A 15,170-nucleotide genomic window follows, 5' to 3' on the forward strand; every position below is an offset into this window, starting at 1 on the left:
ACAGAGGCAAATACGGGCGGCTAAAACAGGCCAAAAAGCGTGTTGTTAATCTTGTCGATGATGGTGCCGAGGTCTTCGGGATTGCGCACGTAGTCCAGCTCGCTCACGTCCACGATGAGGTGGCGGCCGGCGCTGTAGGTGCCAATCCACTTCTCGTAGTGCTCGTTGAGGTTTTTGAGGTACTCGATGCTGATGGTGTTCTCGTAGTCGCGGCCGCGCTTCTCAATCTGGCTGATGAGCTTGGGCAGGTCGGCGCGGAGGTACAGCACCAAATCGGGCGGCGCCACCAGGTCCACCATCGACTCAAATAAGGCGTAGTAGTTGTTGTAGTCACGGGTTTCGAGCAGGCCCGACTCGTGCAGGTTGGCCGCGAAGATGTGCGCATCCTCGTAGATGGTGCGGTCCTGAATGATGCCTTTGCCCGCTTTCTGCAACTCCTTGATGCGCTGGGTTTGGCGGAAGCGGCCGTTGAGGAAATACACTTGCAAGTGGAAGGCCCAACGGGGCATATCGTGGTAGAAATCCTTCAAATAAGGATTGTCGTCCACGTCTTCCAAAAAAACTTCCCACCGGAAATGCTGAGCCAACTTATGGGCCAGCGTGGTTTTACCAGCCCCAATGTTGCCGACAATGGCAATGTGCATGCGCTACGAACGAAAAAAACGAGAGAAAAGCAGAACCGCAAAGGTAGCAGCACGCGGTAATTGCAACCTATTTATTGACAGTTGTCTATATTTGGTTCGCCTCCCATCTGCGCTCCGTCCTGCCATGTCTTCTTCCCATCCTACCCAGCTTTTAGCGCTTACTGATGAGCACGGAGCCGCTTTGGCGGAGTATTCCATTTACCCCGACGATTCCTTGCTGTGCGTGCGCTGGCACGGCCACCTCACCGGGGCCGAAATCATCAGGGGAGTCGAGTTGGGGAGCCAATGGCGAGACCGATTTCAGTACTCGTTGATTCTGAACGACAAAAGCGACACCAGCGGCGATTGGAGCGAAGCCCTGCCTTGGCTGCAATACGAATGGCTGCCCTCGGCCCTGCAGGCGGGTGTGAAGGCCATGGCCTACGTGTTTTCGCCCGACCGGGAGAACCGTTTTGCGACCCAGATATTTGTGGAGGCGTTGCGGCCCCACATGGCCATTGAGCTGTTTGAAGACCTCGCGACGGCCATGGAATGGCTGAAGGAACAACAGCATTCGGGCGATGACAGCCCCGTGGTGCTGTCATCGCCCGAGCAGTAGCGGGCCGCTACTCGTCTATCTTGTCTTTTACTTGCCGCGCTCCGCGCAGGGTATGAAACTCGCCCTGAAAAGAGCGAACACGCAGCCGCTCTTCCAACGGCAGTTCGGTGCGCACTTGCTCGTAGCGCTGGTTGAGCCGGGCCAGCACCACGCCGGCGTTGTCCCAGTCCTGGTAGCTCCACTTGCGGCGCTCGGCGCGCGCGGTGGCAATGAAACGTTCGTAGAGGTCGGGGAGTTGGGTGGCGCTCACGCGGGCCAGGTTCACGTCGGTGCTCAGCAGGCGCTGCTGAATAGGGTCCGAATCGGCACGGCGCGGGGCGGCGGCTGGGGTACGGGGCTTGGCCAGCAAATCGCCGGTGGGACGGCGGGCGCCGGTGAGTTCGCCACGCTGGCGCAGGCTGTCGGCGGTTGTGTTTTGGGCGGCGCCCACAAATGGCAGACCGGCCAGCAAGAGCATCAGAAAGGGTGCAGATTTCATAAAGAAGGAAGTGTGAAAAACCAGAATAGGAGCTCTAACGCAAGGAGCGGGCCAACCGTATCCAAACAGGCGGCTTGGTTTCGTTTTTTTCGCCCCAATTTCGTGTTTTGCTGCTTATGACTTCTGACGCCCCTACCGCGCCGCCGCGCATTGAGCCCGCCACGCTCAACGACATTCCGACCATTATTCAGCTGGCCGAGGCTACCTGGGAGCCCACGTATCGGTTCATCATCTCGCGCGAGCAGATTGACTACATGTACCGCGTGATTTACACGCCGGCCTCGCTTAAGCGGCAAATGGCCGAGCAGCAGCACTCGTTTCTGCTGGCCTACGTGGCGGGCGAGCCGGCTGGGTTTGCGTCCTTCAGCCCCCAGCCGGCGGAAGAAGACGGCGGGGCGGGCTTCAAGCTGCACAAGATTTACGTGCTGCCCACCCGGCAGGGCCAGGGCCTGGGCGTGCACCTCATCGAAGCCGTAGAAAATGCCGCCCGCGAGGCCGGCGGCCAATTTCTAGACCTGAACGTGAACCGCTACAACCCCGCCATTGCCTTCTACGAGCGGCGCGGCTTTGCCCGGCACCGCGAGGTAGATGTGCCCATCGGCCCCTACTTCATGAACGATTACATCATGCGCAAGCCGCTTTCATAACCGCCTGCGGTCTGGCTGACCTGGAGGCGGTTGTTTCCGCCACAGTTTCGCGACTGAAAGCCGTTCCGATTATACTCTTCGCATCAATCCTCTTTCAAGCATTCATTTTTTACACGACTCATTCAACCCCATGGCCACTAAACTCACCGTTCTTTCCAATGGCTCCCTCCGCGTGGAGGGCGAAGACATTGAACTAGTTGACGCCCAAGGCCAGCCCTATGGACTGGGCGGTCGCCAGCGCATCAGCATCTGCCGTTGCGGGCTCTCCAAGCAAAAGCCGTTCTGCGACGGCTCGCACAAAGGCCATTTCGAGCACGACGCCGTGGCGTTTGATTTGCCCGCGCCGAAACCGGCTGTGTAATCCGGCATTCGAGCAATAAAAAAAGCCCGCTGGCCAATTGGCCAGCGGGCTTTTTGCTGCCGTAGGATTCAAGTTTAGTTTACAATCCTTACTCCACCACTCGGCGCTGCGTGAGTTGGCCGCAAGCAGCGTTTCGTCGGCCACTCCCCCTACCCCGCCGCCGGCCGGACGCCAGCCCCTAGCATCAGCCACAGGTTCTGGCGCACGATGTCGCCCATGGAATCGCACTTGTCGAACGCATCGGTATGGTGGAAGCGGTTGAGTTCGGCCTTGAGCTGCTCAACTTTATCGAGCGGAGCCAAGTCGTGGCGGCGCATCACGTCGAGTAGGTCGCGGAGGCGGTAGCGTTCGGCGCGGGCGCGGCGGGCCATAAGGGCGCGCTCTTCGGTTTGGTACTGGCGCACGGTTTCGGGCTTGAGCAGTTGGGCGCACATGGCCACCACGTCGGCGTTGTCTTTGAAAAACTGCGGCAGGTACATGATGCGGCGGCCCTCGTAACTCTGCTGGTCGAAGTCGATGGCCCGGACGCGGTATTGCTCGTCCTCGAAGTCGGGGGTTACGTCGATGACGTAGTTGTAGGCGCGCATGTCGCCGAGCAGGCGCACGAAGCAACGCTCGTTGAACTTGACAAACTCCTTGGCGATGCGCACTTGGTTGATGTGCGGCTGATTGAGGCGCAGGCGGATAAAATCATCGCCGGGAATGCCGGCAATGTGCTCCTCAATCAGGGTGTCGCCGCTCACCAAAAAGTTCATGGAGTTGGGCGACAGCAGGTGCTCCAGTTCCAGGCCGTAGAGGCGCGAGGCGTCGGCCCGCTTCACGTAGAAGTAGTCGTAGTTGTCGTTGAACTGGTTGACGATGCGCACCCGAAACGGGTTGGAATTGCCGAACTGACAGTAGTCGATGCGGTCGGCCACGAGGTGTTCACTGAACGACAAATCGCCGGCCGTCTTCAGCAGCGCGTACACTTCCGTAAGGCCCTGGCTGAGTTCACGCAGTGCCTGGGGCTCGAAAAACACCGTTTGCCAGAGCGTGTCCATGCCCGCCCGGTCGAGCAGCGGAAAGGAGCTGCTGAAGTACCGCAGGTCGTCGTAGGTCACCGGCAGCGGGGCCTCCCGGTCGTAGGTGCGCAGGTACTGGCGCAGCTCCGGCGTGAGCGGGTACGAGGGCTTTTTGCGGGAGATGTCCATGGAAGAGTGACTAAGAAACTTAATGTTCGAGTGAGCGGGCACAAAACAGAACGTCATGCAGAGCGCAACGAAGCATCGCGCGCGCCGTCACTAATCCAACCGATTGAGTTAGTGGTGGCGCGCGAGATGCTTCGCGGTGCTCAGCATGACGTTCGGAGTTTTCAGGAGTGCGCTTACCCGGCCAGCTCGTTCACCAGCTCCACGTATTGCTGGCGGGCGTCTTCCTGGCTGGTGCCGCGCAGGCCGGACCAGGCATCGTATTTGGCAATGGCTTTGAAGTCGAAGCCGCCGGGCCGGTCGCCGGAGATGTCGCCTTCGGTGCCTTGCTTGTAGAGGGCGTAAAGCTGGAGCAGCACCATGTTGGAGGGCTTGGAGGGCAGTTGCTGGGCGCGCGCGCTGGCCGCGTCGAATTCTTCTTGCGTGGTCATGAAAGTGGGTAAAATACGGTTCTGGTAAGTGCTGAGTGCCGTTGTACCTTGGCAGCTCATTCACACAAACGTATGACGCGCAAATCTATTCACGCATGGGCCACGGCGGCGCTATTGCTGACCGCACCGACGGCTTTCGCCCAAAAAACCTACTTGCACTGCGGCCAGCTGCTGGATGTGCGCAGCGGCAAGCTGCTGAACCAGCAAACGATTGTGGTTGAAAAAGACCGTATTGTGGCGGTGCAAAGCGGCTACACCGCAGCCAGCGGGCCTCAGGACAAGGTCATCAACCTCGAGAACCGCACGGTGCTGCCTGGCCTGATTGACTGCCACGTGCACGTGGAAGGCGAAACCAGCAAGGACAACTTCATCAAGGAATTCACCCAAAACCCCGCCGACGTGGCCTACGAAGCCATTGACCATGTCAACAAAACGCTCATGGCGGGCTTCACGACGGTGCGCGACTTGGGTGGTTCGGGCGTGAACGTGAGCTTGCGCAACGCCATCAACCGCGGGTTGGTGGTGGGGCCGCGCATCATTACGGCGGGCAAAGCTATTTCGGGCACGGGCGGGCACATGGACCCGTCCAACGGCTACCGCCTTGACCTGATGGGCGTGCCTGGCCCGGCCGAGGGCATCATCAACGGCCCCGACCAAGCCCGGCAGGCAGTGCGCGAGCAGTACAAGCGCGGCTCCGACCTCATCAAAATCGCCTCCACCGGCGGCGTGCTCTCGGTGGCCAAAGACGGCTCGGCACCGCAGATGACCGAGCTGGAAATCCGGGCCGTAGTGGAAACCGCCCGCGACTTGGGCCTGGCCGTGGCCTGCCACGCCCACGGCGCCGAAGGCATGAAGCGGGCCGTGCGGGCCGGCGTCACCAGCATCGAGCACGGCACGCTGATGGACGACGAAACCATGAAACTGATGAAGAAATACGGCACGTGGTACGTGCCCACCATCACGGCGGGCAAATCGGTGGCTGACTCGGCCAAAATCCCGAACTACTACCCGCCCCTGGTCACGCCCAAGGCACTGGCCATCGGCCCCAAGCTGCAGGGCACCTTCGGGCGGGCCTACAAGGCCGGGGTAAAAATTGCCTTCGGCACCGATGCCAGCGTGTACCGCCACGGCGTGAACGCGCTGGAATTTGGCTACATGACCGAAGCGGGGATGCCGGCTGCCGAGGCCATCCGCAGCGCCACGCTGAGCGCCGCCGAACTGCTGGGCCGAAGCAGCGACCTGGGCACACTGGAAGTGGGCAAATTGGCCGACATAATCGCCGTAGACGGCAACCCGCTGCAGGATATCTCGGCCATGATGCGGCCTCGCTTTGTGATGAAAGCCGGTGTAAAATACCGGCAGGATTAGCGGGTATTAGCAGGCAGCCGGGCCAGCTAGGCGGCTCAAAAGGCTGGGCTTTGGATGACAAACTATGTGAAGACAGCCTGTTTGAATAAGTTAAGCAGCTGCCCTGCTACGAACTGTGCAAAGCTGCTTTGTCGCGCTAAAATCATTTGCAGGGTTGAGTTGGCTGGTTCGGGCCGGCTGACGGCACTTTGCGGCCCGGCGGGCAGCGGCTTGGGAAAGCTCGACTGCAACCACGGTAGCGGGCACCGGCGTATGTAACAGCGCCGTTGATGTGCTTTCCTTCTATGAAAAAACCTGATTTAAATGCCCTCGTCCAGCAGTTTCTCCAGCATAAGCTGACCTTGGCACTGGCCGAAAGCTGCACCTGCGGCTTGGTAGCGGCGCAGTTGGCACCGGCTACGGGCGTGAGCGAAGTGCTGCTTGCTTCGGTGGTTACCTACCACGTGGAGGCCAAGCAAAAGCTGCTGGGCGTAAAAAAAGAAACCCTCGCCACCTACTCGGCCGAGAGCCAGCAAACCACCAACGAAATGGCCTTGGGCCTACACCGCCACCTGCCCGCCGCCGATGTGTGCGTGGCCGTGACCGGCCTGTGCGGTCCCGGTGCCTCCGAAACTCCGGACAAGCCGGTGGGTACCATGTTCGTCACCATCTTGCTCGAAGGCCACGCCTACGAATACCGCGAGCAGTTTTCGGGCACGGCCAGTAAGCTGCGGGAACAGGCCGCTGATTTCATCTACGGCAAACTCGCCGAAATCCTGCAACGTCGGCAGGAAGCAAACGGCGCCACACAGCCCAGCAAAAAACGCATTGCCGAGGAGGCGGGTACACCGGTTCGCACGGTGTAGAGCGTCATGGTTGCAAGCTCCGGAAAACGAGAAAAGTGGAATGGGGCCGCCAGAGCAAATGGGGTTGGCGCCTAATTAGCCAGTGGCAGAGCGGCCTCTTCTTGAATGTCAGGGCCATTGCCGAACTTTGGGAGGGCGATTTTATTCAAACCGGCAATCATTCCAATTTTCATGAAAAAAACCTTATTGCCGCTGCTTTTGGCGGCCCTTGTGCTGGCCCACGGCACCGCGGGTGCCTGGGGATTCTTCGGCCACCGCACCATCACGCAGGTGGCGGTGTATGAGCTTCCGGTATCGATGCAGGCGTTTTACTACCGGCACATGGCCGAATTGGTGCGCCAAAGCACGGCCCCCGACGAGCGCCGCAACTCCGACCCCACCGAAGCGCCGAAGCACTTCATCGACATCGACCACTACTCCGAGGACAACCCTTTTGGGAAAATGCCCCGGCAATACGAAAAGGCGGTGACCAAATTCACGGCCGACACCCTGCAGAAGTACGGCACCGTTCCGTGGGTGATTCTCGAAACCAAGGACAAGCTCACCGAGGCGTTCCGCCAACGCGACACGGTGGGCATCATCACCTATTCGGCCGAGCTGAGCCACTACATGGGCGACGCCTACGTACCGCTGCACACCACCATTAACTACGACGGCCAACTCACCGACCAGAAAGGCCTGCACAGCCTCTGGGAAAGCCAGTTGCCCGAGCGGTTTATTAACGACTACAAACTGTTTGGCGACGACGCCAAGTACGTAAAAGACCCGTTGGCAGCCGTGTGGGGCGTCATTCAGGAGAGCTACGGCTTCCTGGGCGAAACCTTTGACCGGGCCAGCAAAATCGAGAAAACCATGAAGCCCGACGTGCGCTTCACGTTCTCGCACCGCTACGGCAAAACCACGCGCCGCTACTCCGACGTGTTTGCCGATGCCTACGAAAAAGCCGTGGGCGGCATGGTGAGCTACCGCATGAAAATGGCCCCCACCATGATTTCCTCGCTCTGGCTCACGGCTTGGCAGGACGCCGGCAAGCCCAACCTCAACGAGCTGATGCACCAAGGCAAGCCCACGAAGGAGGAGAAGGAAAAGCTGTCCACTGAACTGGCCGCCTGGAAGCGCAACACCTTGAGCCAGGACCAGTTGCTGCTGGCCCAGCAAAAAGCCAAAAAGGTGGAAGTTGCCGACGAAATCAAGTCGGCCAAAGACATGGGCGCGGCCCCCAAAGAAGTGAAGGAAGACGAGCCAGCCGAACCTGCTTCAAACGCCGACACCGCCGCGCCGGCTCCGGCCATCGATAAGCTGAAGGTGAAGACCAAAGGCGCCGATGGCACCGAAAAAATTAAGCAAAAGGGTAGCACTCCTCAATAGCGGCGGGCTGCGCAAATGCGCTGAATGGCTACTGGCCCTTTGCGATGCTCTTCTCCACGAAAAAGCCCGCGCCCTCCGGCGCGGGCTTTTTCGTGGCCGTATAACGGGCCTTGGTGCCGCCTTATCTTGCCCCCGCTTCGGCTTTATTTCCCCTACTTATGTCCATTTACTTTCACTCCCGACTGGCCGTTTTGGGCCTGGTGCTGCTGGCGGCCTGCAACCAGGCGCCACCCGCTGCGGACACGCCCAAAGCCGCGCCGGCCATCCCCGGCCCCGACCTGGCCACGCTCACCGATAGCGCCGCGCCGGCCGCGCTGCTGGCCTACGGCCGCCAATACCCCGGTTCGGAAGTGCTGGTGCGCACCCGCCTGGGCAACATTCGGGTGAAGCTCTACGACGACACGCCCATCCACAAAGCCAACTTCCTGCTGCTGGCCCGCAAGGGCGTGTTCAACGAAACCATGTTCAACCGCGTGGTGAAAGACTTTGCCGTGCAGGGCGGCCAAACCTACGGCGCCCGCACCATCCGGCTGAAGCGCTACCGCCTGCCGCCGGAATTTCGGCCTGAACATTTCCACAAAAAAGGCGCCCTGGGCATGGCCCGCTACGACGACGAGCAGAACCCCGGCCGCCTGTCCTCCAACACCGATTTTTACTTCGTGGTGGGCGAGAAGCTCACGCCCGCCCAGTCGCAGGCCATGGCCGGCCGCAAGCTTACCCCGGCTCAAGTGAAAGCCTACGCCACCATCGGCGGCGTGCCCTCGCTCGATGGCCAGTACACGGTTTTTGGCGAAATCATCGAAGGCCAGGAAGTCGTCGATAAAATCGCCAACGAACCCGTAGAACCCGATAAGTGGCCCTTGAAAGACATTCCCATCAAAGTGGAAGTGGTGAAATAACTGTGTTTGGGAAGTTACAAAGCCTCCGATAGCCTGTCCACTTATTCTGCAGCTAGCGTCAGTTCCGCAGCTGGCAGCCCCGGTGCCGAGGCCCGCAACATGATTTTACCGGCTTGCGGGTTGGTTTTGACAATCACGAGGCAGCGCCCTTGCCAAGTGGTGCGCTGGGGGCGCTGGTAGCTTTCGGTGCTGCGCGGATTGGCATTGCCCACGCCCACGATGGTGCCCGGCCCGGTGAGGGCAAACTGCAGCGGCACTTCGGCCTTGGGGTTGCGCACGCCTTGCTTGTCCTGTACCTCCACGGTGATGTAGCTGAGGTCTTGGCCGGTGGCGCGGAGGGCAGCGCGGTCCGCCGTCAGCTTCAGTTGCGTAGGGGCAGCGGCCGACCGCAGTTCGGCGGTACTTACGCGCTTGTTGCCGTTGTAGCCCACGGCTTGGAGCACGCCGGCCTCGTACGGCACCGACCACGTGGCCTGGAAGCGGGTGGCACGGGTGGTGGGCTGGCTGCCCAGCGACCGGCCGTTGAGCAGCAGTTCCACCCGCTCGCACGACGAATACACGTCCACCTTCAGGGGCTTGTTTTCCTGGCCCGGCCAGGTCCAGTCGGCCAGCACGTCGTGCCACTCCCACTTGCTCCACTCCTGCTTGTCCTTGTTCAGGGGAAAGGAAGGAACGGGCGGCTGCACAAATACGGAAACTTGGTCCGACTTCCACAGGGCATCGCGGTAATAGGACTGGGGCCGTTTCCAGCCGCAGATGTCAAGGTCGCCGCAATGGGCCAGGTTCCAGGGGTAGAAGCCCTGGTTCTGCCAGTAGCCCAGCCAGCCGATGCTGGCCTCGCCAATGTAGTCCACGGCCGTCCACACAAAATCGCCCAGCACGTAGGGGTGGTCCACCACGTCCATCCAGCTGCCAAACGCTTCGAGGGGATAGGACTCGGCGCCGTACATCACGCGCTGAGCCAGGCGGGCGTGGTCCTTGGCATAAATGGCTTCCTGGTGGTGGTCGCCGCCGGCAGCGTAGTTATAGCCGGCCACGTCGAGAGCCGCAAAAAACGGGTCTTTGTCTGGATTCAGCCCGTTCACGGCGGCGGTGATGGGCCGGGTGGGGTCCAGGCCGCGAATGTAGTCGCCCAGCTGCTTGGCAGTTTGCGCTCCGGCGGGTGTGCCCCGCTCCGGAATCTCATTGCCTAGGCTCCACATAATCACGCTTGGGTGGTTGCGGTCGCGGCGCACCATGCTGGCCACGTCGGTCTGCCACCACTGGTCGAAGTACAGGTGGTAGTCGAACGGGTTTTTGGCCACGCGCCAGGCATCAAAGGCTTCGTCGATGACGAGCATGCCCAGCCGGTCGCAGGCCGCGAGCAGCGCGGGCGCGGGCGGGTTGTGCGAGCAGCGCAGGGCGTTGTAGCCGCTGGCTTTGAGCAGTTCCACTTTGCGTTCCTCGGCCCGGTCGTAGGACTTAGCCCCCAGCGGGCCGTGGTCGTGGTGAATGCAGCCGCCCTTCAGCTTCAGTGGCTGGCCATTGAGCAGCAGGCCCCGCGCAGCGTCCATTGTCACGGTTCGCACGCCGAAAGTCGTTTCCACGCGGTCGAGCAGGCGCTGGTTCTGGTAGACTTCAGTTACGGCCGAATATAAGTTTGGCTGGTCCACAGACCAGCGTTCCGGAGCACGAATGGTGAAGACCTGGGCAACATCCGTCGCCGCACCAGCCGCCACCGCCTGTTTGGAAGTTGTAGCCGACACTTCCCGCCCTTTGGGGCTTCGAATTCGGGTAACCAAGGTAATGTCGGCGGCTTGGGTACTGGCGTTGCGGACCGTGGTGACGGCCCGCACCTGCGCCTGCTGGGCCGTGACCTCGGGCGTGGTGATGTAGGTGCCCCACTGCGCCACATGCAACGGCGCCCGGGTGGTGAGCCACACGTGGCGGTAGATGCCCGAGCCGGAATACCAGCGGCTATTGGCACCCTCGTTGTGCACCTGCACCGCCACCACGTTGGCCGCGCCGGCCTTCACATGGTCCGTCACATCGTACCAAAAACTGGTGTAGCCGTACGGGTGCCGCCCCAGCGACTGGCCGTTAATCCACACCTCGGCGTTCATGTACACGCCCTCGAACAGGAGTTGCACCCGCTGGCCCGCGGCGCTGGCCGGTAGGGCAAACTGCTTGCGGTACCAGCCGGTGCCGCCGGTGGTGAAGCCGCCGCTCACCTGGCTGGGCGCGTCGGGACTGAACGGGGAGGCCGTGCCGGGCAGGTCTTCGATGCTCCAGTCGTGAGGCAGGTCCACCGAGCGCCAAGCGCTGTCGTCGAACGCGGGCAGTTCTGCCCCTTGCGCCCCGCCCCGGTGAAAACGCCAGCCGGCATCCAGCAACGCGGGCGTGCCCGGAGCGGGCTGGGCCGGCGCCGTTTTGAATAGTAGCAAAAGAATAAAAACGCCAAGTAATGCTTTCATAGGACGCTGGGAATGAGTTGTCCGGCAAGGCACGCGCGATGCTTTCCGGAATAAAGAGGCGAGCTCAAAGATAGCCCGCCGCTGTAGTCGCCCGCAGTACAATTTGCGGCTTGCTTTGCACTAATTGCGCCTTTGTCCCGTTAGAGCAAGCTTATTCTCCGACATGCCCTTCACGTTTTCTCACCCGGCGGTGGTTCTGCCGTTGCTTGCTCTTCCGCGTCGCTGGCGCTCCGCCACGGGCCTGATAGTTGGCAGCATGACGCCGGATTTCGAGAAGTTCATTCGCATGAGCTCTCACGACCCTTACAGTCACACGTGGCGCAGCATTTTCTACTTCAATCTGCCGCTGGGGTTAGTGCTGGCCTTCGTTTTCCACCTGGTGGTGCGCGATGCGTTGATTGCACATTTGCCCGGTTTCCTACACGCGCGGTTCAGTCGGTACGCGGGATTTGACTGGAGTACGTATGCCCGGCGGCATGCCGGCACGCTGGTGTTGTCGCTCTTGGTGGGCACCGTTTCGCACATAGCGGTTGACAGCTTCACACACGTTGACGGGCGGAGCGTGCAGTGGTTTCCGGTGCTGCGGGAGTGGGTGATGGAGGGAGCGGTCAACATGCGGTTTTACTCGCTGCTGCAAAAGCTGGCCTCGGTAGCGGGCGGGGTGGCCCTGGCCTGGTACCTGTGGCAACTCCCCCGCGAGAAAGCCACCGCGCCCGAACGGGACATGGCGTCCTTTTGGGGGCTGATGGCCGCTTTGGGGGCTGCGGTGGTGGCCGTGCGCCTTCAGTTGGGCTGGGCCGTCGGCTTCGACAACGTTTACCACGCCTCCATTGTCGTGCTTTCGGCGGGGCTAACCAGCCTGGTTTTGACCTCTGCGCTGTTTAAACTGTGGACGGGTGTGCTTCAGTGGAGAGCCAACCGCAGCCGTGTGAATGGCTAAAGACTTCAATTCCAGGATACCTAATTAGTTTATCGGGAAGTAAAACAGTGTTTTGTGGACTCAGAATGTAGGCGTAGTTTAAGACCATACCCTGAAACACCACGGCCTACCATGCTTCCGGGGCCATGAAAGCTTCGAGTAGGGGCGCCAAGTCGCTGGCGTGGTTGGGGGCATCTCTCAGCTGCTCAACGTGGCGCTGGAAGTCGGCGATGTCCACGGCGCGGAATCGCATCGACCAATCGGCAAAAGCGCGTTCACGCACCGGCCCATCGGCTATTTTGGTCACGCCTTGGTGCCGCACATCTGCTGCAATGACGTCGAACAAGTCGTGTACCCGATCACTTTCGCCCTCCAACACCTGCATGATGTCGCCATCGCTGTACATCAGCACCCCTGTCACGCCCAGGCGGGCGTTGTTTGCGCGCCACTGCACCAGTAAGCGACGCAGCTCTTGTTCAGGAAATGGCAGGGTGGCCGAACTGGTATAAACGAGGTGGTGCATGCGGCCGGAGGCAGTCAATGGGGCATCAAACCTAGGTATATATCCCGACTCCGGCAACCTGAGCGGTAATCATTGCCACATAAAAAGGCCCGCTCCCAAGGGGAAACGGGCCTTCGTCTATCAGGAGGGAGAACAGTTTCTCACCCTTGATTCAAATTACTCCTAACAAGAAGCTTACCAGATTTTGGCGCGGTCGGCAGTCGAGCGCACCATTTTGCTACCATCCTTGCAACCAAACGCTTCGTGAAACTCCTGCATGTTCTGCAACGGGCCATTGGTCCGGTACTGGCCGGGCGAGTGCGGGTCGGTCTGGATTTGCTGGCGCAGGGACTCCGGGCGCATGTTGGTACGCCATACCTGGGCCCAACCCAGGAAGAAGCGCTGCTGCGGCGTGAAGCCGTCCACCGACTTGGCGGCCTTGGCCTGGGGCGTTTTCATGAAGGCCTGGTAGGCAATGGTGAGGCCGCCGAGGTCGGCCAGGTTTTCGCCCATGGTCAGGTTACCGTTCACGTGGAGCGAGTCGATGGGCGTGAAGGCATCGAATTGCTTGCCCACCACCGCGGCTTTGGTCACAAACTTTTCGCCGTCCTCTTTGGCCCACCAGTCGCGCAGGTTGCCCTGCGAATCCACCTTGCGGCCCTGGTCGTCGAAGCCGTGGGTCATTTCGTGGCCAATCACGGCGCCGATGCCGCCGTAGTTGACCGCGTCGTCGGCCTTGGGGTCGTAGAAGGGCGGCTGCAGGATGCCGGCCGGGAACACAATCTCGTTCAGTGACGCGTTGTAGTAGGCATTCACCGTGGGCGGCGTCATGCCCCACACGGTGCGGTCAATCGGCTTGCCAAACTTGCTGAGGTTGTCTTTGGTGCCCCAATCGGCGGCGGCAAACAGGTTATTCAGAGCACTTTCGCGGCTGATGTTCAGCGCCGAATAATCCTTCCACTTGTCGGGGTAGCCAATTTTAACCACGAAGGCGTTGAGCTTCTTCAGGGCTTCGGCTTTGGTGGCGGCGCTCATCCATTCGGTGGCCTGAATGCGCTCGGCGTAGGCCACGCGCAGGTTTTCCACCATTTGCTTGGCGCGGGCCTTGGCCGCGGGGCTGAAGTCTTCGTCAACGTAAATCTGGCCAAAAGCTTCGCCCAGGGCGCCGTCCGTGGCGGCAAACGCCCGGCGCCACCGCGGCTGTGGCTGCTTGGCCCCGGTCAGGACCTGCGAAAAACGGAATTCCTCATCCACAAATGCTTTGGGCAAGGCCGCCGTAACGGCCTCCACCAGGTGCCAGCGCAGGTACTGCTTCTGGTCGGCAATGGGCTCCTCTTTCAGCATGGCGCTGGCTTCTTTCAGGAATTCGGGTTGGCCCACGATGATTTCCTTCGCGCTAGCCAAGCCGCTTTGCTGCAGGCGCAAGGGAATGTTTAGGTTGGGGTACGCGGCCGCTACCTGGTCCACGGTCATCTTGTTGTAATTTTTTTCGCGGTCGCGCAGGGCCACCCGCTCGCGGCTGGCCTTGGCCATGCGCGTTTCGAGGCGTGTCACGGCATCGGCATTTTTCTCGGCCGTGGCTTGGTCGTCGCCCAACAGTTTGAACAGGTTGACTTGATAGTTGCGGTAGGCGGCGCGAATGGTTTTGGACCGCGCGTCCTCCTTGAGGTAGTAGTCGCGGTCGGGCAAGGTGAGGCCGCCTTGCCGCATCTGCACGGCATACACGGAGCTGTTCTTGCTGTCCTGCGACACGCCCAAGCCGTACCAGCCTTTGCCAATGTTCTTCGGGTCGGCGAGGTAGCTCTGAATGCCCGCCAAATCTTGGATGGCATTTATCTTATTGAGGCGGGGCTGCAAATACTTCAGGCCCGCTTTCTCAATGGCCACCGAGTCCATGGCGGCGGCGTAGAAGTCGCCCACTTTCTGCATGTTGGAGCCGGGTTTGGCGGTGCGGTCCGCGGCAGCTTTTTCCAGAATGCGCCGCGCCACGCCCCGGTTGCGGGCCCGCAGTTCGTTGAAGCCGCCCCAGCTGGTTTCGGAACCGGGTATGGGATTATTTTTCAGCCAGTTGCCGTTGGCAAACTGGTAAAAGTCGGTACACGGGTCTACCGAGCGGTCGAGGTTGGCAAGCGAAATGCCCGTGCCGGTTTGGCCCTTGGCAGCGGCAGGCGCCGTGGTTTTAGTCTTGCCCGCGCTGGACTTGGTTTTGACCTTGGTTTGGGCTTGGGCCCCACCGGCCAGGAATCCGAGCAAAGCCGCCGAAAGGGCAGCTTTGCGCACAAAGGAGAATTGATGCATAGGAGAGTGAAGTGAGCGAAACATTAAGAAGGGCAAGATACAACAACCGTTTGGCGTTGATAATCTTAATAAAAGAGGAATAACAATGAAATTTTGGCAATTAGACCAAACTCCTGTATTCCTCGGGTTTCATCTGGTTTTAGTGTAATCCAATGCCGGCTATCCGGCCGGA

General features: G+C 60.5%; 15 protein-coding genes. 8 read left to right on the forward strand and 7 right to left on the reverse strand.

All coding sequences use genetic code 11. The annotated features are described in order from the left end of the window. Positions 1-20 precede the first annotated feature (20 nt). Positions 21-644 (reverse strand): deoxynucleoside kinase, encoded by a 624-nt coding sequence (locus I2I05_RS04365; RefSeq protein ID WP_196281014.1) that lies wholly within the window; start codon positions 642-644, stop codon positions 21-23. A 124-nt stretch (positions 645-768) separates the two neighbouring features. Between I2I05_RS04365 and I2I05_RS04370 the strand changes: the two genes are divergently transcribed. Beyond that, positions 769-1,242, forward strand: a complete 474-nt coding sequence (locus I2I05_RS04370) for a hypothetical protein (RefSeq protein ID WP_196281015.1) — start codon at positions 769-771, stop codon at positions 1,240-1,242. A 7-nt stretch (positions 1,243-1,249) separates the two neighbouring features. Here the strand turns inward: I2I05_RS04370 and I2I05_RS04375 are convergent, their stop codons facing one another. Beyond that, complete coding sequence (locus I2I05_RS04375; protein WP_196281016.1) at positions 1,250-1,720, reverse strand: hypothetical protein; 471 nt, start codon at positions 1,718-1,720, stop codon at positions 1,250-1,252. A 116-nt stretch (positions 1,721-1,836) separates the two neighbouring features. Here I2I05_RS04375 and I2I05_RS04380 point away from each other — a divergent pair, with 116 nt between their 5' ends. Then, complete coding sequence (locus I2I05_RS04380) at positions 1,837-2,367, forward strand: GNAT family N-acetyltransferase (RefSeq protein WP_196281017.1); 531 nt, start codon at positions 1,837-1,839, stop codon at positions 2,365-2,367. 130 nt (positions 2,368-2,497) lie between these two features. Then, positions 2,498-2,728, forward strand: coding sequence for a CDGSH iron-sulfur domain-containing protein (locus tag I2I05_RS04385; protein WP_196281018.1), 231 nt, complete (start codon positions 2,498-2,500; stop codon positions 2,726-2,728). A 149-nt stretch (positions 2,729-2,877) separates the two neighbouring features. On the opposite strand, the gene I2I05_RS04390 is transcribed toward I2I05_RS04385, so the two are convergent. After that, complete coding sequence (locus tag I2I05_RS04390; protein ID WP_196281019.1) at positions 2,878-3,918, reverse strand: hypothetical protein; 1,041 nt, start codon at positions 3,916-3,918, stop codon at positions 2,878-2,880. A 173-nt stretch (positions 3,919-4,091) separates the two neighbouring features. Next, complete coding sequence (locus I2I05_RS04395; RefSeq protein WP_196281020.1) at positions 4,092-4,346, reverse strand: acyl-CoA-binding protein; 255 nt, start codon at positions 4,344-4,346, stop codon at positions 4,092-4,094. 72 nt (positions 4,347-4,418) lie between these two features. Here I2I05_RS04395 and I2I05_RS04400 point away from each other — a divergent pair, with 72 nt between their 5' ends. The 4 genes from I2I05_RS04400 (at position 4,419) to I2I05_RS04415 (ending at position 8,826) form a co-directional block, all read left to right on the forward strand. Then, positions 4,419-5,714 carry a metal-dependent hydrolase family protein gene (locus tag I2I05_RS04400; protein ID WP_196281021.1) on the forward strand — a complete coding sequence of 432 codons (1,296 nt, stop codon included), beginning with the start codon at positions 4,419-4,421 and terminating at the stop codon, positions 5,712-5,714. A 284-nt stretch (positions 5,715-5,998) separates the two neighbouring features. Next, positions 5,999-6,559: a CinA family protein gene (locus I2I05_RS04405; protein ID WP_196281022.1), complete on the forward strand. Its 561-nt coding sequence runs from the start codon at positions 5,999-6,001 to the stop codon at positions 6,557-6,559. A 171-nt stretch (positions 6,560-6,730) separates the two neighbouring features. Further along, positions 6,731-7,927 (forward strand): zinc dependent phospholipase C family protein, encoded by a 1,197-nt coding sequence (locus I2I05_RS04410; protein ID WP_196281023.1) that lies wholly within the window; start codon positions 6,731-6,733, stop codon positions 7,925-7,927. Positions 7,928-8,085: 158 nt separating this feature from the next. Then, positions 8,086-8,826 (forward strand): peptidylprolyl isomerase, encoded by a 741-nt coding sequence (locus tag I2I05_RS04415; protein ID WP_196281024.1) that lies wholly within the window; start codon positions 8,086-8,088, stop codon positions 8,824-8,826. Between the two features lie 41 nt (positions 8,827-8,867). Here the strand turns inward: I2I05_RS04415 and I2I05_RS04420 are convergent, their stop codons facing one another. Then, a complete protein-coding gene (locus I2I05_RS04420) occupies positions 8,868-11,279 on the reverse strand; it encodes a glycoside hydrolase family 2 TIM barrel-domain containing protein (protein WP_196281025.1) in 2,412 nt (803 codons plus the stop codon). Positions 11,280-11,442: 163 nt separating this feature from the next. Between I2I05_RS04420 and I2I05_RS04425 the strand changes: the two genes are divergently transcribed. Continuing rightward, a complete protein-coding gene (locus I2I05_RS04425) occupies positions 11,443-12,219 on the forward strand; it encodes a DUF4184 family protein (protein WP_196281026.1) in 777 nt (258 codons plus the stop codon). Positions 12,220-12,325: 106 nt separating this feature from the next. Here the strand turns inward: I2I05_RS04425 and I2I05_RS04430 are convergent, their stop codons facing one another. Further along, positions 12,326-12,721 (reverse strand): BLUF domain-containing protein, encoded by a 396-nt coding sequence (locus tag I2I05_RS04430; protein WP_196281027.1) that lies wholly within the window; start codon positions 12,719-12,721, stop codon positions 12,326-12,328. Positions 12,722-12,895: 174 nt separating this feature from the next. Next, a complete protein-coding gene (locus I2I05_RS04435) occupies positions 12,896-14,998 on the reverse strand; it encodes a M13 family metallopeptidase (protein ID WP_196281028.1) in 2,103 nt (700 codons plus the stop codon). Between the last annotated feature and the right edge of the window lie 172 nt (positions 14,999-15,170).

Source organism: Hymenobacter jeongseonensis (assembly GCF_015694725.1).
GTDB lineage: Bacteria > Bacteroidota > Bacteroidia > Cytophagales > Hymenobacteraceae > Hymenobacter > Hymenobacter jeongseonensis.